Here is a 23,829-nt window from a genome sequence, read left to right as displayed (position 1 = left end):
CACTCAGTCGTAGAACTCGGGCGCCTTCTTGGCCGCCTTGAACAGCTCCGGATCGTGGCCGATGAACAGCTTGGCGTTGTTCACGTCGCGGATCAGGCGGATCTTGGCATAGCTCTCGTAGGCATCGCGCGGGCTGTGCGTGCCCGGGATCGGCGGGATCAGGTTCTTCTCCAGGCTCTCGGTCAGGTAGACCACGTCGCTGGTCAGGATCGCCATGCCGGTCTTGGGCAGCTTGACGGTCATGAACTGGCTGCCGGGCGTATGGCCGGGCGCGCGATGGATCTTGATCGAGCCGTCCTCGAACAGGTCGAGATCGCCGCTGAGGCGGACCGTCTTCATGTTCTTGGTCTCGGCGAAGTCGCCGGGAATGTAGTAGAGCGAGTAGCCGATCTCCGGCCACCACGCCGCCTTGAACTCATCGTCCTGCGCGATCAGCGTCGAGTTCTTGAACTGCCCGACATTGCCGCCGTGATCGAGATGGAGATGGCCGACGACGAGGTACTTAACGTCGTCCGGCTTCAGCCCGATCTTGGCGAGCTGCGCGGGGATCGCATCGTCCTTGGTCATCTTGAGGCCGAAGCCCTTGGCCAGCGGACCCCACCAGCCGTCGGCGTCGGTGATGGTCTTGTCGTTGTTGCCGCAATCGAACATCACCACACCCTTGGGGTGCTTGATGACGTAGAAGCTCACCGGCGCCCAATCGATGTTGCCGGTGCCGCCGATCTGCAGCGCCGCTTTCGGGAAGCCGCCGAGCGAGCCGGAGGTGAAGACGTAGAGCTTGGGCCCTTCCTGGGCCGCGGCGGGCAGCGCGAATGCCCCGAACAAAGCCGCCACGCACGCGAGACTACGCAGGGGACGCAGGAAGCGGATGTCCATGGACTCTCCTCCTTGCTTCGTTATGCGACAAATGGTCCCGCGGCCCGCGCGCTTCGTCAAGCCTGCCGAGTGCATAGCTGGCGGAGCTACGCCCTTCCAGGTCTGCATACTCCGGCGGCCGCACCAGGGTGAGGCGCTCGAACACCGCCGGCATCGACTCATTGAAGGTGAATCCTTGGGCAGCCGCGCGGTCGCGCGCGGCCGGTCGCTGCTTGGGACCGGCGAGGATCAGGTCGAGCCGCTCATTGCCCATCGCCACGCTGCTGCCGACGCGGCAGACGTGCGCGGTTTGTCCATTGGGCGACGATGTCCGAAAACCGCCAGACCGACGCTGCATATGCCATCTAGATGCCCGTTCAACTCAGGGAGCATTCGATGGCTACTCTTCGCCGGCAGATCGCCTTGAACGCCAATGCTGCGACGGTGTGGTCCGCGCTCAAGGACTTCGGTGCGGTGCATACGCGCGTGGCGCCAGGCTTCCTCACCAAGCTCGAGATGGACAAGGGCGACCGTATCGTCACGTTCTTCAACGGCATGGTCGCACGCGAGCGGCTGGTCACTTCGGACGACGAGGACTGCCGTCTGGTCTATTCGGTCGTCGAAGGGCGAGCGAGCCACTACAACGCGACGGTCCAGGTCTTCCCGGAAGGCGACGGCAGCCGGCTGGTCTGGACGATCGATCTGCTGCCGAACGATCTCGCTCCCGCGCTCGGCGGCATGATGGATCATGCCGCAGGCTTCATGAAGAAGGCCCTCGAAGCGGTCTGAACCGCTCCAAGCGGTCTGACCGCTCCAAGCCGCTTGAGCCTGTAACCGCGGGGCCGTAAGACCCCGCCATGAAAATCCAAGCCCGCGACATCGATCACCTCAGCCTCGCGGTCGGTTCGCCCGACGCGCTGGCAGCCAAGCTGCTGCAGCTCGGATTCACCCTGACGCCCGAGGGCGTCGAGCCGCGCTGTCTCTGTTTCCAGCCGGCCGAGGACGACGTGCCGAACTACATCGAGCTGGTCGAAGGCGAGCCGGCGAGCGAGCTCGCGATCAATGTCACCGAGCTCAAGGGCGAGACCCGTTCGCACAGCTGGGAGACCGACGACGGCTTCGAGGTCGAGGCCGAGACGGTGGTCGGCGAGGCCGACGGTCCCCTGCCCTGGCGGCCGGTGCAGCAGGCCATGCCCGATGCCTTCATGGAGCCGGAATGGATCGTCCATCCCAACGGCGCGCTGGGCATGATGGCGGTGCACGCGGTGTCGGACGATCCTCGGGAAACGGCCAAGGCGCTCGGCGAGGCGTGGGGCGCGATCACCGAGGATCTCTTCGACGGCTGCGTCATGGTGCAGACCGGCGCGGTCGAGCTGATGATCTGGTCGCCCAGCGCCTACCAGGCCGAATACAAGGACGTCGAGGCGATGGCGCCGGAGCACAAGCCGGCGGTCGTCGGCGTCGCCATCGCGATCGAGCGCGCGCGTCCCCTTCAGGCGCTGCTGCGTGCCAACAACGTACCCTTCGCCCTGACCGAGGGCGACCGCGTGATCGTGCCCGCCGAGCAGATCGACGGGCTGATGATCGAGTTCCTGCCGCAGAACTAACCGAAGGCCGGCAGCACCACCTCGATCACGATCCTGAGGCCGACCGAGGACTGGTCCTCGTCAACGGGCGGCGCCGCTGGGCGATCGCGAGGTCCGGCCGGTCGGTCGTGAAGACGTCGACCTGCTGCGCGAGCAGCCGCGCGATCGCCTCGGCGTCGTTGCAGGCCCAGCCGCCGATGCCGAGGCCAGCCGCACGCACGCTGGCCACGATCTCGGCCGTCAGCATGTTCTGGCGGATGCCGAGCATGGGCACGCCCGCACCCCTGGCGGCGGCGATCACGTTGGCGAGGCCGATGTCGATCTGGGTCTGCGGCGTCACCAGCCAGACGTGCTTCATTGGCCGCGCCGCGGCGACCGCCTCGCCCACCGTGCCGAGCTGGAAGCTGGTGATGACGCTGCGGTCGAGCACGCCCGCCTGCTTCAAGGCTTCGGCGATTCGCGCAGCATGCCCGGGATACGGCACGCGATCGGGGCCGCACTTGATCTCGAGGCGCAGCACGATCGGCGTCGGCCGGAAGATCTCGATCACCTCGTCGAGCAGCAGCATGCGCTGGCCGCCGGTGCCCTTGAGCACGAGCTTCGACAAGGCCGCCCAATCCTGCGCCGCGACGGGGCCGCGGCCGTCGGTCGTGCGGTCGAGCGTGTCGTCGTGGATGACCACCAGCTTGCCGTCGCGGGTCGGATGGACGTCGAACTCGACCTGCTCAACATCAAGCCTGGTGGTGTTCTCGAAGGCGATGCGGCTGTTCTCCGGCCACAGGAGCGCGCCGCCGCGGTGGGAAGCTATGTCGGTCATCAGCGCAGCGTAGGGTCGAGCCGGTCGCGCAGCCAGTCCCCGACGATGCTGATCGACAGGGTCGACAGCACGATCACCGCGGCCGGAGTCAGCATGATCCAGGGCGCGCGGGTCAAATACTCGCGGCCGTAGCCCACCATGTTGCCCAGCGAGGTGAGCGGCGGCTGCACGCCGAGGCCGAGGAACGACAGACCCGATTCCAGCAGAATTGTTTCGGGGAACGTGATGGTCATCGACACGATGAGCGTCGAAGCGATGTTGGGCAGGACGTGCAGGCCGTAGACCCGGAGGTTCGAGGCGCCGAGCTGGCGCACCGCGGCGGCATAGCCCTGCTCGTTGGCGGACAAGGTGAGGCCGCGGGCGATGCGGGCGTAGCGCTCCCACGAATTGAGGCCCATCAGCATCACGAACAGCACCAGGCTGTTGCCGAAGAAGGCAAGCACGGCGAGCGCCACGATGAGGAATGGCACGCTCGCCTGGAAATCGATCAGCATCAGGATCAGGGCCTCGACCTTGCCGCGGAAGTGCGCGGCGACAAAGCCCATGGCGGTGCCGAACGCGGCCGCGATCAGGGTGCCGAAGAAAGCGATCAGCAGGCTGAGACGGATCGACATGATGAGGCGCGAGAGCACGTCGCGGCCGAGCTCGTCGCTGCCCAGTGGATGGGCCCACTTGCCGTCCATGAACACCGGCGGTGACAGGCGCGCCCTGAGGTCGAGCGCGGTGAAGGAGTACGGCGCCAGCAGGTCGGCGCCGACCGCCACGATCACCATGGTCGCGATCCAGGCCAGCGCCAGCAGCGTGAGCGGCGGCCAGGCTTCGAAGAAGCGCCTAACGCCCACGCGTGCCTCCCCGGCGCAGCCGCGGATCGAGCCAGCCATAGACGAAGTCGACGATGATGTTGGCGGTCACCATGGTGGTTGCGACCAGCAGCAGGATCGCCTGCACGACGGCCAGGTCGCGGTTGGATACCGCCGAGACCAGCAGCCGGCCGATGCCCGGCCAGGCGAAGACGCTTTCGACCACCACGGCGCCCGCAATCAGCGTGCCGACCATGAAGCCGACGATGGTCGTGGTCGGGATCGCGGCATTGGGTAGCGCATGCTCGACCACGACTTTGCGCCATTGCAGGCCCTTGGCCGAGGCGGCGCGAATATAGGGCTGGCCCAGCACCTCGAGCATCGCCGATCGGGTGAAGCGCGCCAGGATCGCCGCACCGGCGACACCCAGGGTGACGATCGGCAGGATGGCGCTGGTCGGCTTGTCGCTGCCGGCCGAGGGCAGCCAGCCGAGCTGCACCGAGAAGACCAACACCAGGACCAGCGCCAGCACGAAGCTCGGCACGGTGAAGCCAGCGACCGAGATCATCATCGTGAGGCGGTCGGCCAGCGAATTGCGGTGCAGGGCGGCGTAGATGCCGGCCGGGATGCCGATCAAGAGCTTGAGCGCGAAGGCCGGAACGGTGATCGCGAGCGTCGACGGCACGCGCTCAAGCACGAGCTGCATCGCCGGACGCCCGTCCCGCATCGAGTTGCCGAAATCGCCCTGCAAAGCATGGAAGAGATAGGCGAGGAACTGCTCCCACACCGGCCGGTCGAGGCCCCAGGCTTCGCGGAACGCCTTGATCGCCTCGGGCGGCGCGTCGGCCGACAGGATCATCATCGCCGGATCGCCCGACAGATGCAGGACGAAGAACACGAACGCGATGACCAGGAAGATCGTCAGGATGGCGCGCAGCAGGCGGCCGGCGAGATAGCGCAGCATCAGGCGATCTGCTCGGCGTTGTGGCAGGCGGCGCGCCGGCCGTCGGCCAGGATGCGCAGGGCCGGCGCCTCCACCCGGCAGCGCGTCGTAGCGTGGCGGCAGCGCGGATGGAAGGCGCAGCCGGCCGGCCGGTCGACCGGGTTGGGCGGCTCGCCCGGCAGCACGACACGCTGGCGCTTGGCGCGCGCATGCGTCGGGATCGCCGACACGAGAGCCTGCGTGTAGGGATGCGCCGGCGTGGCGAACAGGCGGTCGGGATCGCCCTGCTCGACGATGCGGCCGAGATACATCACCGCCACCTCGTGGCTCACCTGGCGCACCATGCGCAGGTCGTGGCTGATGAAGAGATAGGCCAGCCCGAGCTTCTGCTGCAGCGCCAGCAGCAGGTTCACCACCTGCGCCTGGATCGAGACGTCGAGCGCCGAGATCGGCTCGTCGCACACCAGAAGTTGCGGATCGAGCATCAGGGCGCGCGCCAGCACGATGCGCTGGCGCTGGCCGCCCGACAGCTCGTGCGGGAAGCGGTCGAAATGATGTTGAGCGAGACCGACGGCATCGAGCATCGCCAACGCCTTGTCGAGGCGCTCGGCCGGCTTGCCGATGTCGTGGATGGCGAGCGGCTCCATGACCTGCCGGCCGACGCTCAGCCGCCGGTCGAGCGCGCCCAGCGGATCCTGGTAGACCATCTGCATGCGCCGGCGCAGCGCGCGCCACGACGGCGTACCCGCTGCCGGCAGGCTTTCGCCGCCGATCCGCACCTCACCGCCGGTCACCGGCACGAGGCCCAACACCAGCTTGGCCGTCGTGGTCTTGCCGCAGCCCGATTCGCCGACCAGCCCGAGCGTGCGGCCGGCGGGCAACTCGAACGACACGCCGTCGACGGCATGCAAGGTCGCCTGCCGCCCGAACGGCCAGGCGCCGCGCCGGACCTCGTAGACGCGCGACAGGTTCGAGACTTCGAGCAAGGCGGTCATGCGCGGATGCAGGCCACCCGGTGATCGGCCTCGCGCAACGTCGGCAGCGGCGGCGCCGCTTCGCAGGCGTCGACCCGGCGGTCGCAGCGCGGCGCGAAGCTGCAGCCCTTGGGCAGGTTCCACGGCTCGGGCACGACGCCGGCGATCGGCGTCAACACGCGGCGCGCGCCGTCGAGCTCGGGCAGCGCCGCCAGCAGACCTTTCGTGTACGGATGCGCCGGCGCCTCGAACACCGTGTCGATCGGCGCATCCTCGACGATGCGGCCGGCATACATCACGCACACCCGGTCGGTGTTCTCGGCGACCACGCCGAGATCATGGCTGATCAGCACCAGCGCCATGCCGCTGTCACGCCGGATCTCGCCCAGCAGCTCGAGGATCTGCGCCTGCACGGTGGCGTCGAGCGCTGTCGTCGGCTCGTCGGCGACCAGCAGGTCGGGTTGGCCGGCCAGCGCCATGGCGATCATCACCCGCTGGTTCATGCCGCCCGACAGCTCGTGCGGATAGTCGCCCAGCCGGCGCTGCGCATCGGCGATGTGCACGCGGTCGAGCAGCCGGCGCGCCTCGGCCTCCGCCGCGCCGCCGTCGAGGCCGCGATGCAGCTTCAGCGCCTCGCCGAGCTGGCGGCCGATGCGATGCACCGGGTTGAGGCTGCTCGACGGGTCCTGGAAGATCATGGCGATGTGCCGTCCGCGCACCCGCTCCAGCTCCGCGACCGGCGTACCGACCAGGTCGCGGCCCTCGAGCCGCACCGCACCGCCGACGCGCGCGCGACTGCCGAGCAGGCCGAGCGCCGCCAGCCACGTCACGCTCTTGCCGCAGCCCGATTCGCCCACCAGGCCGAGCGCCTCCCCGCGCCGCACCTCCAGGTCGATGCCGTGGAGGGCGCGCACGATGCGCTTGCCGGTGTCGAAGTCGACCGTCAGGCCGCTCAGGGAGACGAGTGCGGTCAGGTCTTGCGATCCCAGCGGAAGTTGTCGGCGCGGAAGTCCATGGCGAAGGCCGGAGCCGACTGCCACTGGATGTCCTTGCGCTTGGCGGTGAAGGTCGCGTTCTGGTGCAGCACCGTGTAGGCGGGATCCTCGCGCTCGCAGATCTCGAGCATGCGCTTGAACATCGCCCTGCGCTTGGCCATGTCGGTCTCGACCTCCAGGGTCTCGCAAAGCTTGTTCATCTCGGCGTTGGTCCACTCCTTGGCCTGCTGTTGCTGGCCCTGGGGCCCGTGCTGGCCGACCATCGAGCTCATCGGGTCGGAGAACGGCGCGCTGTTGGACCAGTCGCGCATCGCCCGTTTGCCGTCGTTCTCGAAGATCTGCTGCCAATTCTCGCGCATCTCGATCTGGATGTTGAGGCCGGCGGCGCGCCACATCTCGACCTCGATCTGCGCCGTCGCGGTCTGGTTGGTGTAGTAGTTGTTGAGCACGCGGAACGGAATCGGCTCGCCCTTGTAGCCGGCCTCCTTGAGCAGCGCCTGCGTCTTCTTGGGATCGTATTCAGGCACCGTCCAGCCCTCGACGAACATCGGGCCGTAGAACTCCCATTGCAGGCCGGGCGGCACGCGCGTCTTGCCGGCCCACAGGCTGTCGACGATCGCCTGCCGGTCGATCGAATGGGTGATCGCCTGGCGGATGCGCGGATCGGCGAGCCGCGGATGGTTCTTGTCGAACACCAGGATGCGGTGGTTGGTGATCAGCCCGCCCTGGACCTCGAACTTGGCATTCTGCGCCAGCGCGCCGATCTGGTCGGGCGGCACGTCGCAAATGAACTCGTACTGGCCGCTCAGCAGGCCGTTGATGCGGCTCGACACCTCGGGCACCACGACGAAGCGGATGGTCTTGATCGGCGGCTTGCCGCCCCAGTACTCGTCGTGCGCGTCGAGGATCAGGCTCTCGTCGGGCTTCAGCTCGCGCACCTTGTAGGGCCCGGTGGCGATCGGCTTGCGCGCCCAGTCGATCCAGGTCTTGGCCTCCATGAAGCCACGCTTGCTGATGATCGAGCAACCCGAGCTGCCGATGCGCGCCTCCAGCGTGACGTCGGGCACGCGGTTGACGAAGCGAACGGTGTACTTGTCGACCGCCACGACCTGCTCGAGCGACGGGAAGGTGCGCTTGGCGATGCCGACCACCTCGGCCGGCAGCTTCTTGCCCTCGATGCTGTCGCGCGCCAGCACGGTGGTGAACAGGGTCTTGTTGGAGCCCGAATCGTAGTCGTAGCCGAACATGCGTTCGGGGCCGAAGGTGAAGACCACGTCGTCGGCGGTCATCTCCTCGCCGTTGTGGAACTTCACGCCCTTGCGCAGGGCGAATTCGACGGTGCGCTCGTCGATCCGCTTCCAGCTCTCGGCGAGGCCCGGGATCGGCTCGAGCTTGGACTTGAGGTTGCGGTCGATCAGGGTCTCGAAGATCGACTGCTGCACGCGCTCGCCGACATTGGAGCGCTCGCGCACGACCTCGAGCGAAGCGCTGGTCGCCACCTGCTGGACCGCGATGTTGATGGTCGGCCGGGTATCGCTCTGGCCGATCGCGAAGCGCGGCAAGACGAGCCCGCCGACGGTCAGTCCGATGAAACGCCGACGATCAACAGGGCGCATGTTTCCTCCTGTCCCTCTGGCGGGGACTATGAGGAGGCAATGTTACAGCATCTCGTCGGAATCAGAAGGCCGGCACCGGCGCCTGTGGGACGTTCTTCCAAAAGTCAGGGTCATGACCGAAGAACAGGGTCGCCCCGCCCTTTTCCAACGCCTCCAGCCGGTCGAGCGAGGCGAGCATCTGCCCGCGATCGTAGACGAAGCGCGGCAGGCGCCGTTCGCGCAGCGTACGGCAGAAGTAGCAGGAGTCGCCGGTCAGGACGACGTCGCCCTTGTCGGTACGTATCTTGAGCGACTGATGGCCCGGCGTGTGGCCGTAAGTCGGGATGCAGACCACGCTGCCGTCGCCGAACAGGTCGTGCTCGCCCTCGACCTGCTTCACCGGATGGCCATGATCGAAGTCGGCCTTGAAGAAGCCGACCTTGGCCGCAGTCTCGGAGTCGTGGGCCGCCTGCCATTCGGCCTTCTGCACCACTACGGTGGCGTTGGGCAGGAACTGGTTGCCGCCGGCATGGTCGAAATGCAGGTGCGAATTGACGATGACGTCGACCTTGCCGGGATCGCGATCGATCGATTCCAGCTTCGACTTCACGTCGTCCTGCGGCCCGAAATGCTCGAAACCGAAGATGCGCGCCGCCCGCTCGCCGATACGGCCGGCGGCGTCGTTGCGCAATTGCGGATGCATGCCGGTGTCGAACAGTGCCCGGCCCTTCGGGTGCTCGATCAGGTAAGACGGGATCGGCAGGTCGACCTCGCCATCCTCGCCCTCGATCATGTCCTTGAGGCGGCCAACCAGGCGGCCGCAGGTCATGGTGTACAGCTTCACGGTCATGCCCCAGCCTATCACAGGCGCCGGCCGCAACCCCATGGCCGCCGCGTGCGTTCTCGACGGATTGTGACAGCCAGGACCGTCCTCCCATGAGCGCTCCGATCGAAAGCTGCGGCATGAACGGCGATTGCAAGACCGCGGCCAGAGCAACGGCTTCTGGCTGAAACAGCCCTATGAGGAGATCACGGCGACGCGCCGCTGCTACCGGCCCGACACGATGATCCTCGAGACCACCTTCGAGACCGCGAATGGCAAGGCGACCCCGATGAATATGAGCGGGCCTGGAGGCCCGCGGTCCGGAAGGCTAGGCGTCGAGCAGCTTCTTCAAGGTCTCGTTGACGGCCTTCGGGTTGGCCTTGCCGCCGGTCGCCTTCATCACCTGGCCGACGAACCAGCCGAACATGGTGGGCTTGGCCTTGTAGGCCGCGACCTTGTCCGGGTTGGCCTCGATCACCGCCCTGGCCGCCGTCTCGATGGCGCCGGTGTCGGTAACCTGGCGCAGGCCGCGCTCCTCGACCAGCACCGCCGGGTCCTTGCCCGTCTCCTCCATGGCGACGAACAGATCCTTGGCGATGCGGCCCGAGATCGTGCCGTCGGCCTGGAGGTCCAGCAGCTTGCCGAGGTTGGCGGCGCTGATCGGCGAATCGGCGATCGTGGCGCCGCGCCGGTTCAGCATGGCGAAGAAGTCGCCGGTGACGAGCTTCACCGCTTCCTTGGCGTCGCGGCCGTTGGCGACGGTCTCGAAGAATTCCGCCGTCTCCTTCTCGGCCACCAGCACGCCGGCATCGTACGGCGTGAGCTTATAGGCCGACACGAAGCGGTCCTTCTTGGTATCGGGCAGCTCGGGCAGGCTCTTCTTGATGCCGTCGACGAAGTCCTGGGTCAGGATCAGCGGCAGCAGGTCGGGATCGGGGAAGTAGCGGTAGTCGTGCGCGTCTTCCTTGGAGCGCATCGAGCGCGTCTCGCCGCGGCCGGGATCGAACCGCCGCGTCTCCTGATCGATCTTGCCGCCAGCCTCGATGATCTCGACCTGGCGGCGCGCCTCGTACTCGATCGCCTGCTTCACGAAGCGGATCGAGTTCACGTTCTTGATCTCGCAGCGCGTGCCGAGTGGCTCGCCCGGCTTGCGTACCGACACGTTGACGTCGCAGCGCATCGAGCCCTCGTCCATGTTGCCGTCGCAGGTGCCGAGATAGCGCACGATCGAGCGCAGCTTGGTGAGATAGGCCGCCGCCTCGTCGGCCGAGCGCATGTCGGGCTTGCTGACGATCTCCATCAGCGCCACGCCCGAGCGGTTGAGGTCAATGTAGGTCTGCGTCGCATGCTGGTCGTGCAGGCTCTTGCCCGCATCCTGCTCGAGATGCAGGCGCTCGATGCCGACCTTGCGGCTCTTGCCGCCCTCCAGGTCGATCTCGACCTCGCCCTCGCCGACGATCGGGTCCTTGTACTGCGAGATCTGGTAGCCGGCCGGCAGGTCGGGAAAGAAGTAGTTCTTGCGGTCGAACACCGAGCGCAGGTTGATCTTGGCGTTCAGCCCCAGGCCCGTGCGCACCGCCTGCTCGACACAATGCGCATTGATCACCGGCAGCATGCCCGGCATCGCGGCGTCGACCAGCGACACCTGGGTGTTGGGATCGGCGCCGAACGCGGTCGGAGCGCCGGAGAACAGCTTGGCCTCGGAGATCACCTGGGCATGGACTTCCAGCCCCAGCACGACCTCCCAGTCGCCGGTTTCGCCTTTGATCAGGGACATGGCGGGTAGATAGCCCTCTAGCGGGGTGGCGTCCACACCGTCAGGAAACGCCGCACGACGGCCGCCGAATTGTCCGACGCGAGCTGGAAAAAGACCCGCATCTCGTTGGGGCCATGGTCGCCGCCGGCGAGGTCCGACAGGCTGCGGAAGGCGATGAACGGCACCCCATTGGCGTAGGCGACCGTCGCGATGGCGGCAGTCTCCATGTCGAGCACCTGCGCCTTGAAGGTCTCGGAGACGTATTGCCGGAACGCGGCGTTATCGACGAAGGCCTGGCCCGACACGCCGTTGCCGCCGACGACCAGGCGCGGCGCGGCCTGCAGGCAGTCCTGTCCCGACATGCAGCGCTTCAACTCGATCGCGCCGATCTTGCCTGCCGCCGCCAGCATGCCGGCATCCGCCTCGAACCAGAAGCGCTTCTCCAGCCCGCCCTTGGCGCTGCGCACGCCGATCTCGATCGGAAAGATCATGCCGTAATTGGGATACGGCCTCTTGATGAAGGGCGGCGGCTGGAACTTGCCGTCGATCTCGCGCGCGAACACCGCTTCGAGGTACTGGCCCCATTGCTGCGCCACCACGACGTCGCCGACATGCAGGGACGGATCGACGCCGCCCGCGATGCCGCTCACCACGATGCCGGTGATGTCGAAGCGCTCGAGCGCGAGCTGGGTGGTCATGGCGGCATTGACCATGCTGATGCCGCTCAGGAACAGCACCACGGGGCGGCCGCCCAGCGTGCCGGTGACGAACTCCACGCCGTTGGCCTGATGGATCTTCGCCCCCTCGACCGCTGTCTTCAGCACCTTCCACTCGGGCTCGAAGGCGGAGATCACCGCCACGCGCGGCGTGGCATCGAGGCGGTCGGCGGCCCGCGACGGCGCCGTCACCAGGGCGGACACCACACACAGGACGGCAAGGAGGAAGCGCATGATCGGGCTCAAATAGCCGGCGCGGCCGGGCTTGGCAAAAAAATCAAGATCGTGGTCGGCGCCGGCTTGGCGCGCTGCGAGGACAACGCCCCCGACGGCCCCCCTCTCCCTCTCCGCTCTCGAGTGGTATAGGCTTCAGACAAAACTGAAATGTGTGTTGGGAGGAAGTAAGCGTCATGACCCGTCTTCACCGTCGCTCGCTGCTTGCGGGCGCGATCGCGGCCCTTGCCGCGCCGGCCATCGTGCGGGCGCAGAATGTCGGCGAATGGCCCAAGGGCCAGCTCAAGATCGTCGTGCCCTTCCCGCCCGGCGGCTCGACCGACCCGGTGGCGCGCATCATCCAGGCCAAGCTGATGGAGACGACGGGCTGGAACATCATCGTCGACAACAAGCCGGGCGGCACCGGCGCGGTCGGCTCGGCAGTCGCGGCCAAGTCGCCGCCCGACGGCCAGACCTGGATGGTCACCTTCGACAGCCACATCCTCAATCCGGCCTTCGCGCCCAGCCTGCCGTACAAGGACTCCGAGCTGTTCAACGTCATGCAGATCGGCCGCACGCCGCAGGCGATCGGCGCGCACCCCGACCGGCCCTACCAGACCTTCGCGGAGGTCGTGGCCGACGGCAAGAAACGCCCGGGCAAGATCAACATCGGCGTGCTGGGCGCCAGCCAGGCGCTGGTGCTGATGACGCTGATCAAGAAGGAGAACGGCGTCGACCTCAACCTGATTCCCTACAAGGGCGGCGGGCCGGTCAACCAGGACATCCTCGCCGGCGTCACCGACGTCGCCATCCAGAGCCTGACCTCGTTCAGCCCGCACTTTCTCGCCAAGAAGATCCGGCCGATCGGTGTCACCGGCGAGCAGCGCACGCCGGCGCTGCCCGACACGCCGACCTTGATCGAGCAGAGCGTGAAGGGCTTCCCGTCCTACTCGTGGTGGGGCGTCTACTGCCCGGCCGGCGTACCGCGGCCGATCGTCGACAAGATGCACGCCGAGATCACCAAGGCGGTGCGCTCCGAGGACGTCACCAAGAAGTTCATCGAGCAGTTCAACATGGAGATCCTGACCAACTCGCCCGAGGCGTTCGCCGCCTACCAGAAGAGCGAGCAGGAGCGCTGGTTCAAGGTCGTCAAGGAGAACGACATCAAGGGCGACTAAGCCCTCGATCGGGATTTCCTCCGTGGCGGTTCGATTGCGCACCGATCGACCGCCCGGGATGGACCGGCGTCGGTCCTCGGGCGTTAGTCAACGCCCTGCTGCCCCCCATGGAGGAGTTTCGACATGCACCCGACCAGCAGATTCATCGCGTTCGGTTTCACCGCGGCCAGCTTCCTGCTCATTCCCGTCGCGAATGCGCAGACCCAGCCGGCCTCGCCGCCATCGTCGACGACGACACCGGACACCACGATACCGGACACCACGACACCGGGCGCGACCGCGAAGGCCGCGGATCTCTCCGACAAGAAGCTCGACGCGGCCGCCAAGGCGGTGAAACAGGTCTCCGCCGTCAGCGACACCTACAAGAAGAAACTGGCCGCGACGCCGGACAAGGCGGAGAAAGAGCGGCTCCTCGACCAGGCCGACCAGGACGTGACGAAGGCCGTCACCGACCAGGGCCTGTCGGTCGACGAATACATGGCGATCATGAAAGTCGCCGAGAACGACTCGACCGTGCGCAACAAGCTGATCGATCGGCTGAAATAGGTCGGCTGAACAGGCATTCGTGATACGCTCCCAGGAACTGAAGGTGTCCTGGGAGGCTGCAATGAGGGGAGTGTCTCGCCGCACCGTGCTGGCCGGCAGCGCGGCGACGTTGGGCGTTCCCGCCATTGCCCGCGCACAAGCGGCAACCGCCCAGGGGACCGCCGATTGGCCGAAGGGCCCGATCCGCGTGGTCGTGCCCTTCCCGCCCGGCGGCACGACCGATCCGGTGGCGCGCATCCTCGCCGCCAAGGTCGCCGACAACACCGGCTGGAACATGGTGATCGACAACAAGCCGGGCGCCGCCGGCGCAATCGGCGCCGCGATCGCCGCCAAGGCGCCGCCCGACGGCCAGACCTGGATGGTCACTTTCGACAGCCACATCCTGATCCCGGCCTTCACGCCCAACCTGGCGTACAAGGACTCCGAGCTGATGAACGTCATGCTCGTCGGCCGCGCCCCGCTCGCCGCGGCCTGCCCGATGGACCGGCCGTACAAGACCTTCGCCGACGTCGTGGCGGACGCCAAGCAACGGCCGGGCAAGCCCAGCATCGGCCTCCTGTCGGCCAGCGGCGCGCTGCTGCTGGCCGTCTACCTGCAGAAGGCCAACGGCTTCGAGCTCAACCAGATCTACTACAAGGGCGGCGGCCCGACGGTGCAGGACCTGCTGGCCGGCGTGACCGATATGTCGATCACCACGCTCGGCGCGCTGCGGCCTCACTTCCAGGCCGGCAAGCTCAGGCCGCTCGCGACCACGGGCGACAGGCGCGCCGCCAGCCTGCCCGACGTCTCGACGCTCGGCGAGCAGGGGCTCAAGACGTACCCGACCTATTCGTGGTGGGGCGTCTATGCGCCCGCCGGCATGCCGCAGCCGATCGTCGAGCGCATGCACGCCGAGCTGGTAAAGGCGGTGAACGCTCCCGATGTCCGCCAGAAATTCGCCGAGCAGATCGACATGGAGATCCTCGGCAGCACACCGGCCGAGTTCGCTGCCTTCCAGAAGGCCGAGCAGGAACGCTGGTTCAAGGTCATTCAGGACAACAACATCAAGGCCGACTGAGCTTCAGGAGCTGCGTCAGCGCGCGCAGGAAGCTGTCGGCCGGGATCGACGCCGGATCGACCAGCCGGTGCAGCCTGAAACCGTCCTCCAGTGCCAGCAGCATGGCGCTGGTCCAAGCCGGGTTGCCGAATTTCTGCTCCGACAGGATCTCCGCCACCATCTCGCGCCGCGCCCTGAGGCGCTTGGCGAGCTCGGGCCGTCGCTTCTCGGAGCGGGCGGCGAACAGGATCAGCTCGATATGCAACAGCGGCGCGCGACCCAGCGGATCGTGCCGGCCGCGCTCGGCGGTGCGCAGCGCAGCGATGAAATCCTCCGGCTCGCGATGCCTCTCCAGCAGCTCGCGATGATGCCTGAGCGAGCGCTCCACGTGGTCCTCGAGCATGGCGATGATCAGGTCGTCCTTGCTCTCGAAGTTCGAATAGAACGCGCCGCGCGTCATGCCGGCGGCCGCGGCGATCGCCTCGATGCTGGCCGCACCGATACCCTGCGCCTCGAACACCTCGGCGGCCGCCTCGAACAGCTTTTCCCTCGTGTCGTCCCGGGTCGGGCGCGTGCGCACTCTTGACATGGGTGGGATTCTAGCTCAATGCAACTAGATACACTAATGTATCGAGTTGCATGTAGAGGTTTTCCATGCCCGATCACGCCCAGCCGAGCCTCGCCGACCGCTTCTTCCGCGGCGCCATGTCGCCCGAATTCCGCGACGATCCCTATGCCTTCTATGAGCGCTTCCGCGGCAACGCCCCGCTGTTGCAGGTCGCCGACACGATCTGGTTCGCGCTGGGCCATGCCGACGTCACGGCGCTGCTGCGCCATCCCAAGCTGTCGACCGACGAATCGCGTTCCACGGCCGAGAAGGCCAAGAGCGCGCCGAAGGCCAAGTCGCAGAGCATGCTGTTCATGGACCCGCCCGACCACACCCGCCTGCGCGGCCTGGTCGCCCGCGCCTTCACGCCGCGCCGCATCGAGGAGCTGCGCCACGCCACCGAGACCATCGCCACCGAGCTGGTCTACGGCCTCAAGGTTCGCGGGCCCGAAGCCGACCTGATCGAGGGCTTCGCCTATCCATTGCCGGTGCGTGTGATCTGCGCCCTGCTCGGCGTGCCCGCGGTCGACGAGGCGGTCTTCACCGAATGGTCGCGCGCGATCGCCCGCTCGCTCGATCCCAGCGTCCTGCGCTCGGCCGAGCTCGACGCCGCGATCGAGAAAGCGCGCGGCGAGCTGCGCGCCTATCTCGGCGACCTGCTGGCGGCGCGCCGCAAGCTGCCCGGCAACGACCTGCTGTCCGCCCTGGCGGCGGTCGATGTCGACGGCGACCGCATCACGTCGGGCGAGGTGATGGCGCTCGCCGTGTTGCTGCTGGTCGCCGGTCACGAGACCACGGTGAACCTGATCGGCAACGGCATGCTGGCGCTACTGCGCGCGCCCCATCAACTCGAGCGGCTGCGCCGGCAGCCCGAGCTGATCGGGCCGGCGGTCGACGAGCTGCTGCGCTTCGACGGCCCGGTTCAGATCACGCAACGCGTGGTGATCGAGGACATGGAGGCGGCCGGCTGCCCGGTGAAGGCGGGCGACGAGATCCTGCTGATCCTGGGCGCCGCCAACCGCGATCCGGCGGTGTTTGCCGAGCCGCACCGGCTCGACGTCACCCGCGATGCCCGCCGCCACGTCGCCTTCGGCGGCGGCATCCATCACTGCCTCGGCGCGGCGCTGGCCCGCATGGAGGGCGAGATCGCCTTCCAGGCGCTGCTCGATCATTTCGCGCGCATCGAGCTCAATGGCGCGCCGGTGCGACGGCCGACCTTCACCCTGCGCGGTCTGGAGGCGCTGCCTGTCGCGCTGACTGCGGCGTCTTGACTCGGACGAGGCACGCTTCCGCTCCCTACTTCGTATGGCAGAATGAGGCCTCCCTCTCGAAGGCCCGCGTAACAAGGAGCCGAGCGATGCCTGATATGTTCCTTCAGAGCCTCGACGCAGACACCCTGCATCCTGTGACCATCAAGAAGCGCGCGACCGCAGCGGTGATCCACGCCGATCTGAACGAACGCATCGCGCGGCTGGCGGCTCGCGAGCCCAAGTACGACGGCTGTGCCGCCGCGCTTCCCAAGCCGCTGCGTGTCTCGCGCGACGGCGCGCCGAACTGGACGGTCGACGGCTTCACCCAGCTGCAGCCCGGCTGCTTCATCGCGCTGGTCAAGATCGTCGATCAGGTGCGCCTCGAATACGACTTGGTGGGCTAACACTCTCCCTGCGGCATCTCCGGTCGGTCTGATCGGGCAGGCCGCCAGCCGTCTCCGTCGCGCTCGACCACCGTCGTCTTCATGCCGAAAGGCTCGGGCGTGACGCCGCGGATCCACAGCTCCAGCCGCTCGATCGCGACCTCGACGAAGGCCGCGTGAGCGCGGTCGTCGTCGCTCGGGAAGTAGACGTCGTAGCCGCGCTTCCAGCGCCGCCGCACCTCGCTGCGGTCCTCCTGCAGGGTCGCCCGGCCGGTCACCGCGACATAGGCGTCGCTGGCCTGGTTCTCGAAGATCGCCGTGACCGCGCCGTCGCGGCGGATCTCCGCCGCCTTGCGCGAGCGGTCGTCGGTCAGGAAGCGGACGGTCAGTGCGTCCTCCCCCGCCTCGGGCGGGATGCGCCCCATCGGCCGGGCATGGACGCCGTCGGATGCCGTCGTCACCAGCCAGCAATAGGGCACGCTGGCCATCGTCTTCGCCGCGCCGGCAAGCAGCTCGTGCAGCATCGGAAACCTCCATCTTCGATGCCTCCGACTCTGCATATGTTGACCATTGAGTCTAGACTAAATAGTCTACAAATCCATGGGACGCGCGCTGTTCGACAATGCCGATTTCCTGTCCGCGGCGCGGGCGCTCGCGGCCGAGCGCGGCCCGGCGGCGATCACGGTCGATCTGGTGGCCGAGCGCCTGAAGGCGCCGAAGGGCTCGTTCTACTATCGCTTCGCCTCGCGCGACGCGCTGCTGGGCGAGCTGTGGCTGACCACCGTGCTCGCCTACCAGCAGGGCTTCGTGGCTGCGATCGAGGCGGGCGACGGCCTCGCCGCCGCGCTTCACACCCCGGCCTGGGTACGCCGCAACCTCGACGATGCCCGGCTGCTGCTGCTCTACAGCCGCCACGACTTCGTGCCGGGCGACTGGCCGGCGAGCCTGCGAAAGGGCGTGCGCGAGCAGGCACAGCGCTTCGAGAGCTGTCTGAAAGCCTTCGCGCGTCAGGCCTTCGGCCGCAGCGGCGTATCGCAGACGCGGCGCGCCACCTTCGTGCTGGCGGAGGTGCCGATCGCCGCCGTCCGCCAGCATCTCGAGCGCCGCGAGCCGCCGCCGCCGCTGGTCGACGAGCTGATCGCCGAGACCTACCGCGCGATCACAAGCCGGCGCTAAGGTGGGGCACAGGGGGAGCGCGCCGATGATAAAGCCGTGGATCTTCGAGTTCTTCGGGGCACCGATCGAGTTTCACGAGCGGTTCGATGCGCCCCGCTCGGCGGACTATTTCGACGCCTATCTCGACCTGTGGGCGAGTGCCGAGCCGGCCGGCTTCGAGGGCATCTTCTTCAGCGAGCATCACTTCGGCGCCGCCTACTCGCCGGCGCCCAACCTGCTGATCGCCAATGTCGCCGCGCGGACCAGGACACTGCGGCTGGGCACGCTGGGCATGGTCGCGCCCTATCACACGCCGTGGCAACTGATCGAGGAGATCGGCATGCTGGACCATCTCACCGGCGGCCGGCTGGAGATCGGGACCGCAGCCGGCATCCCCAATGAAATGGCGAAGGTCGGCCTCGAGCCTGACGAGGCACGCGCGCGCAACGACGAAGTCCTCGACATCCTCGATGCCGCGCTGAAGAGCCCGGTGATCTCACACCACGGCAGGTTCTGGCAGTTCGACAATCTGCGCCTCACGCCGCGGCCCCTGCAGCAGCCGTCGCCACCGGTCTGGGTCACGGTGGTGAGCGCCTCATCGGCGCGCAAGGCGGCGCGCCGCGGCGCCAAGCTCTGCACCGGCTTCCATCCGTTGAGCAAGATCATCGAGATCTTCGATGCGTTCCGCGACGAGGCGCACAAGGCCGGGCGCAAGGTCGGCCCGGACGATCTCTGCATCCGCCGGCAGGTCACGATGCTCGGCGACGACGGCGAGGCCGCGGCGGTCGTCGACACCCAGCTCCGCAACATGCGCAAGTATCTCGAGGCCGACCCCCGCCTCGACACGCCGGACCGGCCGGCGGTCCTCGACACGCCGACGGCTCACGCCTTCTCGATCGGCGACGACGAAGTGATCGCCGGCACGCCTCAGTCCGTCGCGGAGCAGATCATCGAGCAGAGCCGCGCGGCCGGTGCCGGCCATTTCGCGGCCACCTTCAACCGGGCCCAGCCGCCGGCGAAATTGAAGGCGTGGTACGCCGAATTCGGCAGCCAGGTGATTCCGAAGCTGCGACACGCCAGCGTGTAGGCCTTTCCCCTAGGCCGCCTTCTGTGGCCCCCGCACCAGCCTGCCCGGCAGCGCGCCGGTCGCCTCGCCGTCGCGATAGGTAATGGCGCCGGCGACCACGGTGGCGCGATAGCCCCGCGCCTTCTGCAGCAGGCGCTTGCCGCCGGCCGGCAGGTCCCACTTCATCACCGGCGCCTCGACGCCGAGCTTGTCGAAGTCGATGACGTTGAGATCGGCCTTGTAGCCCGGCGCGATCACGCCGCGGTCGTGCAGGCCGACGGCGCGGGCATTGTCCTGGGTCTGGCGCTTGACCAGCCAGGCGACGTCGAGCCGGCCACGCGCGCGGTCGCGGCCCCAATGCGCCAGCAGGGTCGTCGGGAACGACCCGTCGGAGATCAGGCCGACATGCGCGCCGCCGTCGCCCAGCCCGATCAGCGTGTGCGGGCTCTGCATCATCTCGCTGCAGCAGTCGAGGTTGAACGCGGCGAAGTTGGCGAACGGCGCGAAGATGAAGTTCCTGCCCTCGCCTTCGATCAGGTAGTCGTACACGACCTCGCGGGGATCGCGGTTCTCGCGCCGCGCCCGGGCGCCGAGCGAGCTGTCCTGGTCGGGCTCGTAGTTCGGCGGATCGCCGAGCGGGAACATGCGGTCGTAGTCGGTGAGCCGCGCCGCCATGTCGGAGCGCAGCGGCTCGCGCGCCTCCTCCAGCAGCTTCGCGCGGAACGACGGATCGCGCATGATCGCCAGCCGTTCGGCGACGCCCTTCTTGGCGATCGCCTTGTAGGAGGCGCACATCGAGAACGGGATGCGGCTCGCCTGCAGGCCCTGCAGCACGCCGATCGGCCGCGGCGCCACTTGCGCCTTGACGGCGTGGCCCTTGCCGGCCAGTCCCTCGACCAGGCCGAGCAGCAGCCGCCAGCCCTCGGGCCGCCGGTGCGCCTGCGCCAGCGATACCGAGAACGGCCGGCCGCTGGCGCCGAGCAGCCGGTCGATCATCTCGAACTCGCTCTCGGGGTCGGGCGTGTTGAAGTCCGAGATGAACTCGATCACGCCGCTCCCGGCGTCCTTCATGCCCATCGCGATACCCAGCAGCTCGGCCTCGGAGGCGCGCAGCGACGGCGTCGGATCGCCCTTCACGGTGCGGTGGTTGAGCGTGCGCGAGGTCGAGAAGCCTAGCGCGCCGGCACGCATCGCCTCGGCAGTGAGCGTCCGCATCTGCGCGACCTCTTCGGGCGTCGCCTCCTCCAGCCGCGCCGCGCGCTCACCCATCACGAAGACGCGCAGCGCGCCGTGCGGCAGCTGGGCGCCGAGATCCATGTCGCGCGGCCGGGCATCCAGCGCATCGAGGTACTGGCCGAACGATTCCCACGACCAGTTCAGGCCCTCGTCGAGCGCGGCGCCGGGGATGTCCTCAACGCCTTCCATCAGCTCGATCAGGCGCTGGCGGTCCTCGATCTTCACCGGCGCGAAGCCGACGCCGCAATTGCCCATCACCGCGGTGGTGACGCCGTGCCAGCTCGAGGGCTGCAGCCGCGAATCCCAGGTCGCCTGGCCGTCGTAATGCGTGTGGATATCGACGAAGCCCGGCGTGACCAGCAGGCCCTTGGCGTCGATCTCTTCCTTGCCCTTGCCGGACACCGCGCAAACAGAGACGATCTTGCCGTCCTTGACCGCGACATCGGCCTCGCGCGTGGCCACGCCGGTGCCGTCCGCGATGGTGCCGCCGCGTACGACCAGATCGTAGTCCGCCATGGTTTCACTCCCGGATTTTGAGAGAGCTTACTGCAAAACCCCGCAGCGCGCCTCGATATCGCGGAGCGGAAAGACGACGAACGGCGCGACCGCGAGGACGGTCGCCGGCCAGGCCGACGCCGCGTCGAGATCCGGCACGGCCCGCTCGTAGAGCCGCATCACGGCCGCGAAGACCGGCACGCCGACGATCAGGTAGACCGCGCCCAGCGGCACGAAGAACAGCATCAGGAAGCCCACGACCAGCCAGATGCTGTAGGCGAAGCCGACCCAGACCATGCCCAGCCCGATCAGGACGAAGCTCGCCCATTGCAGCTCTTCGAGATAGGGCGGCGGGCGGCCCGAATTCACCAGGTTGTTGATGCCGATCTGGGCGCCGACGATGGCGTAGCCCAGCATGACGGAATAGGCGACCGGCAGCACCGCGGGCGTCGTGCAGTCGGCCAGCCGGTCGGCCACGAACATGGCGACGACGTAGGCCGACGCGAAGGCGCTGAGCGTGACCGCAGCGCCCAGCCAGAGCAGACTTGCCGAAGCCCTCATGCCCGCCCAGACTATCGGAAGAACGACATGGGAGGAACGCCGTGGCGAACGGGCACCAGGTCGAGACGCGTAACACTGCGCACTTCCGTCATGACTATGCGAGCGACCAGTCCGACCTGCGCCGGCTCTACGAGCAGGCCAAGATCGACCAATGGAACGCCGCCCGCGACATCGACTGGGCGGTGCCGCTCGAGGGCGACGGCGGCCTGATCTCCGACGACCTGGTCGACATCAACGGCACACGCTTCTGGGCCGCGATGTCGGAGGCCGACCGGGTCGAGCTCAACCGCCGCATCACGCGCTGGCGGCTGTCGACCCTGGTGCAGGGCGAGCACGGCGCCATGCTTTTGTGCAGCCAGCTCGTCGAGTGCGTGCAGGGCCAGGACGCCAAGCTCTTCCAGGCGACCCAGGTCGCCGACGAGGCACGGCACAACGAGGTGCTGCAGCGCTACGTCGACCTCCGGCTCGACGGCGAGATCTATCCCGTGGGCAGCAACGTGCGCGAGATCTTCGACACACTGCTCGGCACCTCCTCCTGGTATCTCAAGACGATCGGCCTGCAGCTCGTTGCCGAGACCTTCGCGGTGTCGCTGTTCCGCATGCTCGCGGAGTCCTCGAAGGACGCCGTGCTGCGCCAGGTCTGCCGCCGCATCCTGCAGGACGAGGCGCGCCACATGGGCTTCGCCATGCTCTCGCTGCCCGAGCTCGTGGCGCAGGCGACCGAGGCGGAGCACCGCGAGATGGAGGATTTCGCGGTGTGGGCGCTCGGCCGCACGCTCGCCGGCACCTTCCCGCTGCCGGTCTACCAGGAATTCGGCTTCGGCAAGACCGAGCTCGACGAGATCAAGCAGTTCCGCCGCGAGCGCGCGGCCGGCGGCGACGAGACTGCCTTCCGCAAGTACTTCCGCCGCGACCTGCACGACGGGCTGGTCCGCAACCTGCGCAAGGTCGGCCTGATCACCGAGCGCATCGCGCCGAGCCTCGAATCCTTCGGGCTCAAGCTCGCGGCCTAGAGCGATTTCCGAGCCGATGGAACCGCTCGCGGTTCCATCGGCTCGGAAATGCGCGCGCGGGTGATTCTGGTTTCACGCGGCACATTCCATCCGGCTAGCCAGATGGAATGTGCTTTAGGACGACCAACAAGGCGGCGCTTTTTTCACGCCCTATTCACGCGCGGTGATTCGGCGGCTGGGCTACTCAGGACAACGAGAGATCGGTGTCGTGTTGGGGAATTCGACACCGTGCCCTTGCCGCCGCCGCACGGTCGTCTCTACTTCCCTCCGGCGGCCCAGTCGATTTTCCGGCTGTCGCTGTGGTGGCGGCAAGGGAGTTTTCTCTCCGGGCTAGCGCCGAGACAGCGCCAGCCAGACCCCGCCGCCGATCAGGAATCCGCCGCTCATGCGGCTCAGCAGCCGGACCCGCCGGGCCGACAGCACGCGGCCGGCGCGGCCCGAGGCCAGCGCATAGGCACTGTCGGACACCGCAGCGAACAGCATCGCCGTCAGCCCCATGATCAGGATCTGCAGGCCGTGGCCGCGCGCCGGATCGATGAATTGCGGAAAGAAAGCGCCGAAGAACAGCAGGGTCTTGGGGTTGCTGAGCGCCACCAGCGCGCCTTGCATGACGAAGCCGCCGCGCGGCGTGCGCGCCGGCCGGCCGTCGACCGCCTCGCCCGACGCGCGGATCATCTTCCAGCCGAGCCATACCAGATAGGCCGCACCGGCAAGCCGCAGCCAATCGAACCAGTGGCCCATCGCCTCGATCAGCGACGTCAGGCCGATGCCGACGATGGCGATCATGATCGCGAGCCCGATCTGCGTGCCCAGCACGTTCATCAGCCCGGCGCGCATGCCGTGCCGCAGGCTGTTGGCCAGGATCAGGGTCACCGTCGGCCCCGGCACGATGATGACGATGAGGCAGGCGACCAGATAGGCAGCGTACAGCTCGAGCGACATGGCAATTTCCTCTCCCAACAGGGGGCCGCGGAAACCTCGCAAACCGCGCTAACTCTTCCCGGGCCCGGCAGGGGGTAGCGCAGTAGCGCCAACTGCCGCCAATTCACCGAGCGGGCGCGAGGTCATCGTCGACCTCACACTGCAGCATTCCGCGTCCAACACCTAATATGGGCAATGGCCGCGAAAATCTGCCAGGCGATTCAAGGGGCGCTTGCCGGTCCATTGCCCGGAATGAGCCGGTACCGCGAGCCCTTATCCACAGGCCGTTGCGCCGATTGACCGGCCTAA

25 protein-coding genes are annotated in these 23,829 nt (G+C 67.6%); 10 read left to right on the top strand and 15 right to left on the bottom strand.

The window, feature by feature from the left end; all coding sequences use genetic code 11:
• Window positions 1-3: 3 nt before the first annotated feature.
• Complete coding sequence (locus tag J0J01_RS20630) at window positions 4-876, bottom strand: N-acyl homoserine lactonase family protein (RefSeq protein WP_296384066.1); 873 nt, start codon at window positions 874-876, stop codon at window positions 4-6.
• Between the two features lie 375 nt (window positions 877-1,251).
• Here J0J01_RS20630 and J0J01_RS20625 point away from each other — a divergent pair, with 375 nt between their 5' ends.
• Window positions 1,252-1,644, top strand: a complete 393-nt coding sequence (locus J0J01_RS20625) for an SRPBCC family protein (RefSeq protein ID WP_296384064.1) — start codon at window positions 1,252-1,254, stop codon at window positions 1,642-1,644.
• A gap of 68 nt (window positions 1,645-1,712) precedes the next feature.
• The gene (locus J0J01_RS20620) at window positions 1,713-2,462 is read left to right on the top strand and encodes a VOC family protein (protein ID WP_296384062.1); all 750 of its coding nucleotides are present in this window, start codon (window positions 1,713-1,715) and stop codon (window positions 2,460-2,462) included.
• A gap of 25 nt (window positions 2,463-2,487) precedes the next feature.
• Here J0J01_RS20620 and J0J01_RS20615 read toward each other — a convergent pair whose 3' ends face one another.
• The 9 genes from J0J01_RS20615 to J0J01_RS20575 all read right to left on the bottom strand — a co-directional run bounded on the left by J0J01_RS20615 (window position 2,488) and on the right by J0J01_RS20575 (window position 12,094).
• The gene (locus J0J01_RS20615) at window positions 2,488-3,258 is read right to left on the bottom strand and encodes a glycerophosphodiester phosphodiesterase family protein (protein ID WP_296384061.1); all 771 of its coding nucleotides are present in this window, start codon (window positions 3,256-3,258) and stop codon (window positions 2,488-2,490) included.
• Window positions 3,258-4,100, bottom strand: coding sequence for an ABC transporter permease (locus J0J01_RS20610; RefSeq protein ID WP_296384058.1), 843 nt, complete (start codon window positions 4,098-4,100; stop codon window positions 3,258-3,260). Before J0J01_RS20610 ends, J0J01_RS20615 begins: the two co-directional genes overlap by 1 nt.
• Entirely contained in the window at window positions 4,090-5,022 is a 933-nt protein-coding gene (locus J0J01_RS20605) for an ABC transporter permease (RefSeq protein WP_296384056.1), read from the bottom strand. The genes J0J01_RS20610 and J0J01_RS20605 overlap by 11 nt, the downstream gene beginning before the upstream one ends.
• Window positions 5,022-5,996: an oligopeptide/dipeptide ABC transporter ATP-binding protein gene (locus J0J01_RS20600; RefSeq protein WP_296384054.1), complete on the bottom strand. Its 975-nt coding sequence runs from the start codon at window positions 5,994-5,996 to the stop codon at window positions 5,022-5,024. The genes J0J01_RS20605 and J0J01_RS20600 overlap by 1 nt, the downstream gene beginning before the upstream one ends.
• On the bottom strand, window positions 5,993-6,949 hold the full coding sequence (locus tag J0J01_RS20595; RefSeq protein WP_296384125.1) for an ABC transporter ATP-binding protein: 957 nt from the start codon (window positions 6,947-6,949) through the stop codon (window positions 5,993-5,995). The genes J0J01_RS20600 and J0J01_RS20595 overlap by 4 nt, the downstream gene beginning before the upstream one ends.
• Window positions 6,946-8,586, bottom strand: a complete 1,641-nt coding sequence (locus J0J01_RS20590) for an ABC transporter substrate-binding protein (RefSeq protein ID WP_296384052.1) — start codon at window positions 8,584-8,586, stop codon at window positions 6,946-6,948. The genes J0J01_RS20595 and J0J01_RS20590 overlap by 4 nt, the downstream gene beginning before the upstream one ends.
• A 61-nt stretch (window positions 8,587-8,647) precedes the next feature.
• On the bottom strand, window positions 8,648-9,415 hold the full coding sequence (locus tag J0J01_RS20585) for an N-acyl homoserine lactonase family protein (RefSeq protein WP_296384050.1): 768 nt from the start codon (window positions 9,413-9,415) through the stop codon (window positions 8,648-8,650).
• Between the two features lie 301 nt (window positions 9,416-9,716).
• A complete protein-coding gene (gene gatB / locus J0J01_RS20580) occupies window positions 9,717-11,165 on the bottom strand; it encodes an Asp-tRNA(Asn)/Glu-tRNA(Gln) amidotransferase subunit GatB (protein WP_296384035.1) in 1,449 nt (482 codons plus the stop codon).
• A gap of 17 nt (window positions 11,166-11,182) precedes the next feature.
• Entirely contained in the window at window positions 11,183-12,094 is a 912-nt protein-coding gene (locus J0J01_RS20575; protein ID WP_296384034.1) for a 5'-methylthioadenosine/S-adenosylhomocysteine nucleosidase, read from the bottom strand.
• A gap of 176 nt (window positions 12,095-12,270) precedes the next feature.
• Here J0J01_RS20575 and J0J01_RS20570 point away from each other — a divergent pair, with 176 nt between their 5' ends.
• The 3 genes from J0J01_RS20570 to J0J01_RS20560 all read left to right on the top strand — a co-directional run bounded on the left by J0J01_RS20570 (window position 12,271) and on the right by J0J01_RS20560 (window position 14,854).
• Window positions 12,271-13,251: a tripartite tricarboxylate transporter substrate-binding protein gene (locus J0J01_RS20570; RefSeq protein ID WP_296384031.1), complete on the top strand. Its 981-nt coding sequence runs from the start codon at window positions 12,271-12,273 to the stop codon at window positions 13,249-13,251.
• A gap of 123 nt (window positions 13,252-13,374) precedes the next feature.
• A complete protein-coding gene (locus tag J0J01_RS20565) occupies window positions 13,375-13,797 on the top strand; it encodes a DUF4168 domain-containing protein (protein ID WP_296384029.1) in 423 nt (140 codons plus the stop codon).
• A 61-nt stretch (window positions 13,798-13,858) separates the two neighbouring features.
• A complete protein-coding gene (locus J0J01_RS20560; RefSeq protein ID WP_296384027.1) occupies window positions 13,859-14,854 on the top strand; it encodes a tripartite tricarboxylate transporter substrate-binding protein in 996 nt (331 codons plus the stop codon).
• Here J0J01_RS20560 and J0J01_RS20555 read toward each other — a convergent pair.
• Window positions 14,841-15,422, bottom strand: coding sequence for a TetR family transcriptional regulator (locus J0J01_RS20555; protein ID WP_296384025.1), 582 nt, complete (start codon window positions 15,420-15,422; stop codon window positions 14,841-14,843). The two genes, J0J01_RS20560 and J0J01_RS20555, sit on opposite strands and share 14 nt — an antisense overlap.
• A 65-nt stretch (window positions 15,423-15,487) precedes the next feature.
• On the opposite strand from J0J01_RS20555, the gene J0J01_RS20550 reads away from it, so the two are divergent.
• The gene (locus J0J01_RS20550) at window positions 15,488-16,711 is read left to right on the top strand and encodes a cytochrome P450 (protein WP_296384023.1); all 1,224 of its coding nucleotides are present in this window, start codon (window positions 15,488-15,490) and stop codon (window positions 16,709-16,711) included.
• An 86-nt stretch (window positions 16,712-16,797) separates the two neighbouring features.
• The gene (locus J0J01_RS20545) at window positions 16,798-17,094 is read left to right on the top strand and encodes a hypothetical protein (protein ID WP_296384022.1); all 297 of its coding nucleotides are present in this window, start codon (window positions 16,798-16,800) and stop codon (window positions 17,092-17,094) included.
• Here the strand turns inward: J0J01_RS20545 and J0J01_RS20540 are convergent.
• Window positions 17,091-17,597: a pyridoxamine 5'-phosphate oxidase family protein gene (locus tag J0J01_RS20540; RefSeq protein WP_296384021.1), complete on the bottom strand. Its 507-nt coding sequence runs from the start codon at window positions 17,595-17,597 to the stop codon at window positions 17,091-17,093. The genes J0J01_RS20545 and J0J01_RS20540 overlap by 4 nt on opposite strands.
• A gap of 76 nt (window positions 17,598-17,673) precedes the next feature.
• Here J0J01_RS20540 and J0J01_RS20535 point away from each other — a divergent pair, with 76 nt between their 5' ends.
• Together J0J01_RS20535 and J0J01_RS20530 are read left to right on the top strand one after the other, a co-directional pair.
• Entirely contained in the window at window positions 17,674-18,249 is a 576-nt protein-coding gene (locus tag J0J01_RS20535) for a TetR/AcrR family transcriptional regulator (RefSeq protein ID WP_296384019.1), read from the top strand.
• 25 nt (window positions 18,250-18,274) lie between these two features.
• A complete protein-coding gene (locus J0J01_RS20530; protein ID WP_296384017.1) occupies window positions 18,275-19,315 on the top strand; it encodes an LLM class flavin-dependent oxidoreductase in 1,041 nt (346 codons plus the stop codon).
• A gap of 9 nt (window positions 19,316-19,324) precedes the next feature.
• Here J0J01_RS20530 and J0J01_RS20525 read toward each other — a convergent pair whose 3' ends face one another.
• Both J0J01_RS20525 and J0J01_RS20520 read right to left on the bottom strand, forming a co-directional pair.
• Window positions 19,325-21,046 (bottom strand): amidohydrolase family protein, encoded by a 1,722-nt coding sequence (locus tag J0J01_RS20525; protein WP_296384015.1) that lies wholly within the window; start codon window positions 21,044-21,046, stop codon window positions 19,325-19,327.
• 27 nt (window positions 21,047-21,073) lie between these two features.
• Window positions 21,074-21,586, bottom strand: a complete 513-nt coding sequence (locus J0J01_RS20520) for a hypothetical protein (protein ID WP_296384013.1) — start codon at window positions 21,584-21,586, stop codon at window positions 21,074-21,076.
• A 41-nt stretch (window positions 21,587-21,627) separates the two neighbouring features.
• Between J0J01_RS20520 and J0J01_RS20515 the strand changes: the two genes are divergently transcribed.
• A complete protein-coding gene (locus J0J01_RS20515) occupies window positions 21,628-22,599 on the top strand; it encodes a ferritin-like domain-containing protein (RefSeq protein WP_296384011.1) in 972 nt (323 codons plus the stop codon).
• A 330-nt stretch (window positions 22,600-22,929) separates the two neighbouring features.
• Here the strand turns inward: J0J01_RS20515 and J0J01_RS20510 are convergent, their stop codons facing one another.
• A complete protein-coding gene (locus J0J01_RS20510; protein ID WP_296384010.1) occupies window positions 22,930-23,541 on the bottom strand; it encodes a LysE family translocator in 612 nt (203 codons plus the stop codon).
• Between the last annotated feature and the right edge of the window lie 288 nt (window positions 23,542-23,829).

It is taken from the genome of Reyranella sp. (assembly GCF_017305915.1).
Lineage (GTDB): Bacteria > Pseudomonadota > Alphaproteobacteria > Reyranellales > Reyranellaceae > Reyranella.
The sequence above is the reverse complement of the archived record's forward strand: the minus strand, read 5'-3'. Positions and strand labels throughout refer to the sequence as shown.

What these genes read in the sequence shown, in the direction of transcription:
- J0J01_RS20630 (WP_296384066.1), bottom strand. Translation starts at nt 876, where the DNA reads ATGGACATCCGCTTCCTGCGTCCCCTGCGTAGTCTCGCGTGCGTGGCG.
- J0J01_RS20625 (WP_296384064.1), top strand. Translation starts at nt 1,252, where the DNA reads ATGGCTACTCTTCGCCGGCAGATCGCCTTGAACGCCAATGCTGCGACG.
- J0J01_RS20620 (WP_296384062.1), top strand. Translation starts at nt 1,713, where the DNA reads ATGAAAATCCAAGCCCGCGACATCGATCACCTCAGCCTCGCGGTCGGT.
- J0J01_RS20615 (WP_296384061.1), bottom strand. Translation starts at nt 3,258, where the DNA reads ATGACCGACATAGCTTCCCACCGCGGCGGCGCGCTCCTGTGGCCGGAG.
- J0J01_RS20605 (WP_296384056.1), bottom strand. Translation starts at nt 5,022, where the DNA reads ATGCTGCGCTATCTCGCCGGCCGCCTGCTGCGCGCCATCCTGACGATC.
- J0J01_RS20600 (WP_296384054.1), bottom strand. Translation starts at nt 5,996, where the DNA reads ATGACCGCCTTGCTCGAAGTCTCGAACCTGTCGCGCGTCTACGAGGTC.
- J0J01_RS20590 (WP_296384052.1), bottom strand. Translation starts at nt 8,586, where the DNA reads ATGCGCCCTGTTGATCGTCGGCGTTTCATCGGACTGACCGTCGGCGGG.
- J0J01_RS20585 (WP_296384050.1), bottom strand. Translation starts at nt 9,415, where the DNA reads ATGACCGTGAAGCTGTACACCATGACCTGCGGCCGCCTGGTTGGCCGC.
- gatB (WP_296384035.1), bottom strand. Translation starts at nt 11,165, where the DNA reads ATGTCCCTGATCAAAGGCGAAACCGGCGACTGGGAGGTCGTGCTGGGG.
- J0J01_RS20575 (WP_296384034.1), bottom strand. Translation starts at nt 12,094, where the DNA reads ATGCGCTTCCTCCTTGCCGTCCTGTGTGTGGTGTCCGCCCTGGTGACG.
- J0J01_RS20570 (WP_296384031.1), top strand. Translation starts at nt 12,271, where the DNA reads ATGACCCGTCTTCACCGTCGCTCGCTGCTTGCGGGCGCGATCGCGGCC.
- J0J01_RS20565 (WP_296384029.1), top strand. Translation starts at nt 13,375, where the DNA reads ATGCACCCGACCAGCAGATTCATCGCGTTCGGTTTCACCGCGGCCAGC.
- J0J01_RS20560 (WP_296384027.1), top strand. Translation starts at nt 13,859, where the DNA reads ATGAGGGGAGTGTCTCGCCGCACCGTGCTGGCCGGCAGCGCGGCGACG.
- J0J01_RS20555 (WP_296384025.1), bottom strand. Translation starts at nt 15,422, where the DNA reads ATGTCAAGAGTGCGCACGCGCCCGACCCGGGACGACACGAGGGAAAAG.
- J0J01_RS20550 (WP_296384023.1), top strand. Translation starts at nt 15,488, where the DNA reads ATGCCCGATCACGCCCAGCCGAGCCTCGCCGACCGCTTCTTCCGCGGC.
- J0J01_RS20545 (WP_296384022.1), top strand. Translation starts at nt 16,798, where the DNA reads ATGCCTGATATGTTCCTTCAGAGCCTCGACGCAGACACCCTGCATCCT.
- J0J01_RS20540 (WP_296384021.1), bottom strand. Translation starts at nt 17,597, where the DNA reads ATGCTGCACGAGCTGCTTGCCGGCGCGGCGAAGACGATGGCCAGCGTG.
- J0J01_RS20535 (WP_296384019.1), top strand. Translation starts at nt 17,674, where the DNA reads ATGGGACGCGCGCTGTTCGACAATGCCGATTTCCTGTCCGCGGCGCGG.
- J0J01_RS20530 (WP_296384017.1), top strand. Translation starts at nt 18,275, where the DNA reads ATGATAAAGCCGTGGATCTTCGAGTTCTTCGGGGCACCGATCGAGTTT.
- J0J01_RS20525 (WP_296384015.1), bottom strand. Translation starts at nt 21,046, where the DNA reads ATGGCGGACTACGATCTGGTCGTACGCGGCGGCACCATCGCGGACGGC.
- J0J01_RS20520 (WP_296384013.1), bottom strand. Translation starts at nt 21,586, where the DNA reads ATGAGGGCTTCGGCAAGTCTGCTCTGGCTGGGCGCTGCGGTCACGCTC.
- J0J01_RS20510 (WP_296384010.1), bottom strand. Translation starts at nt 23,541, where the DNA reads ATGTCGCTCGAGCTGTACGCTGCCTATCTGGTCGCCTGCCTCATCGTC.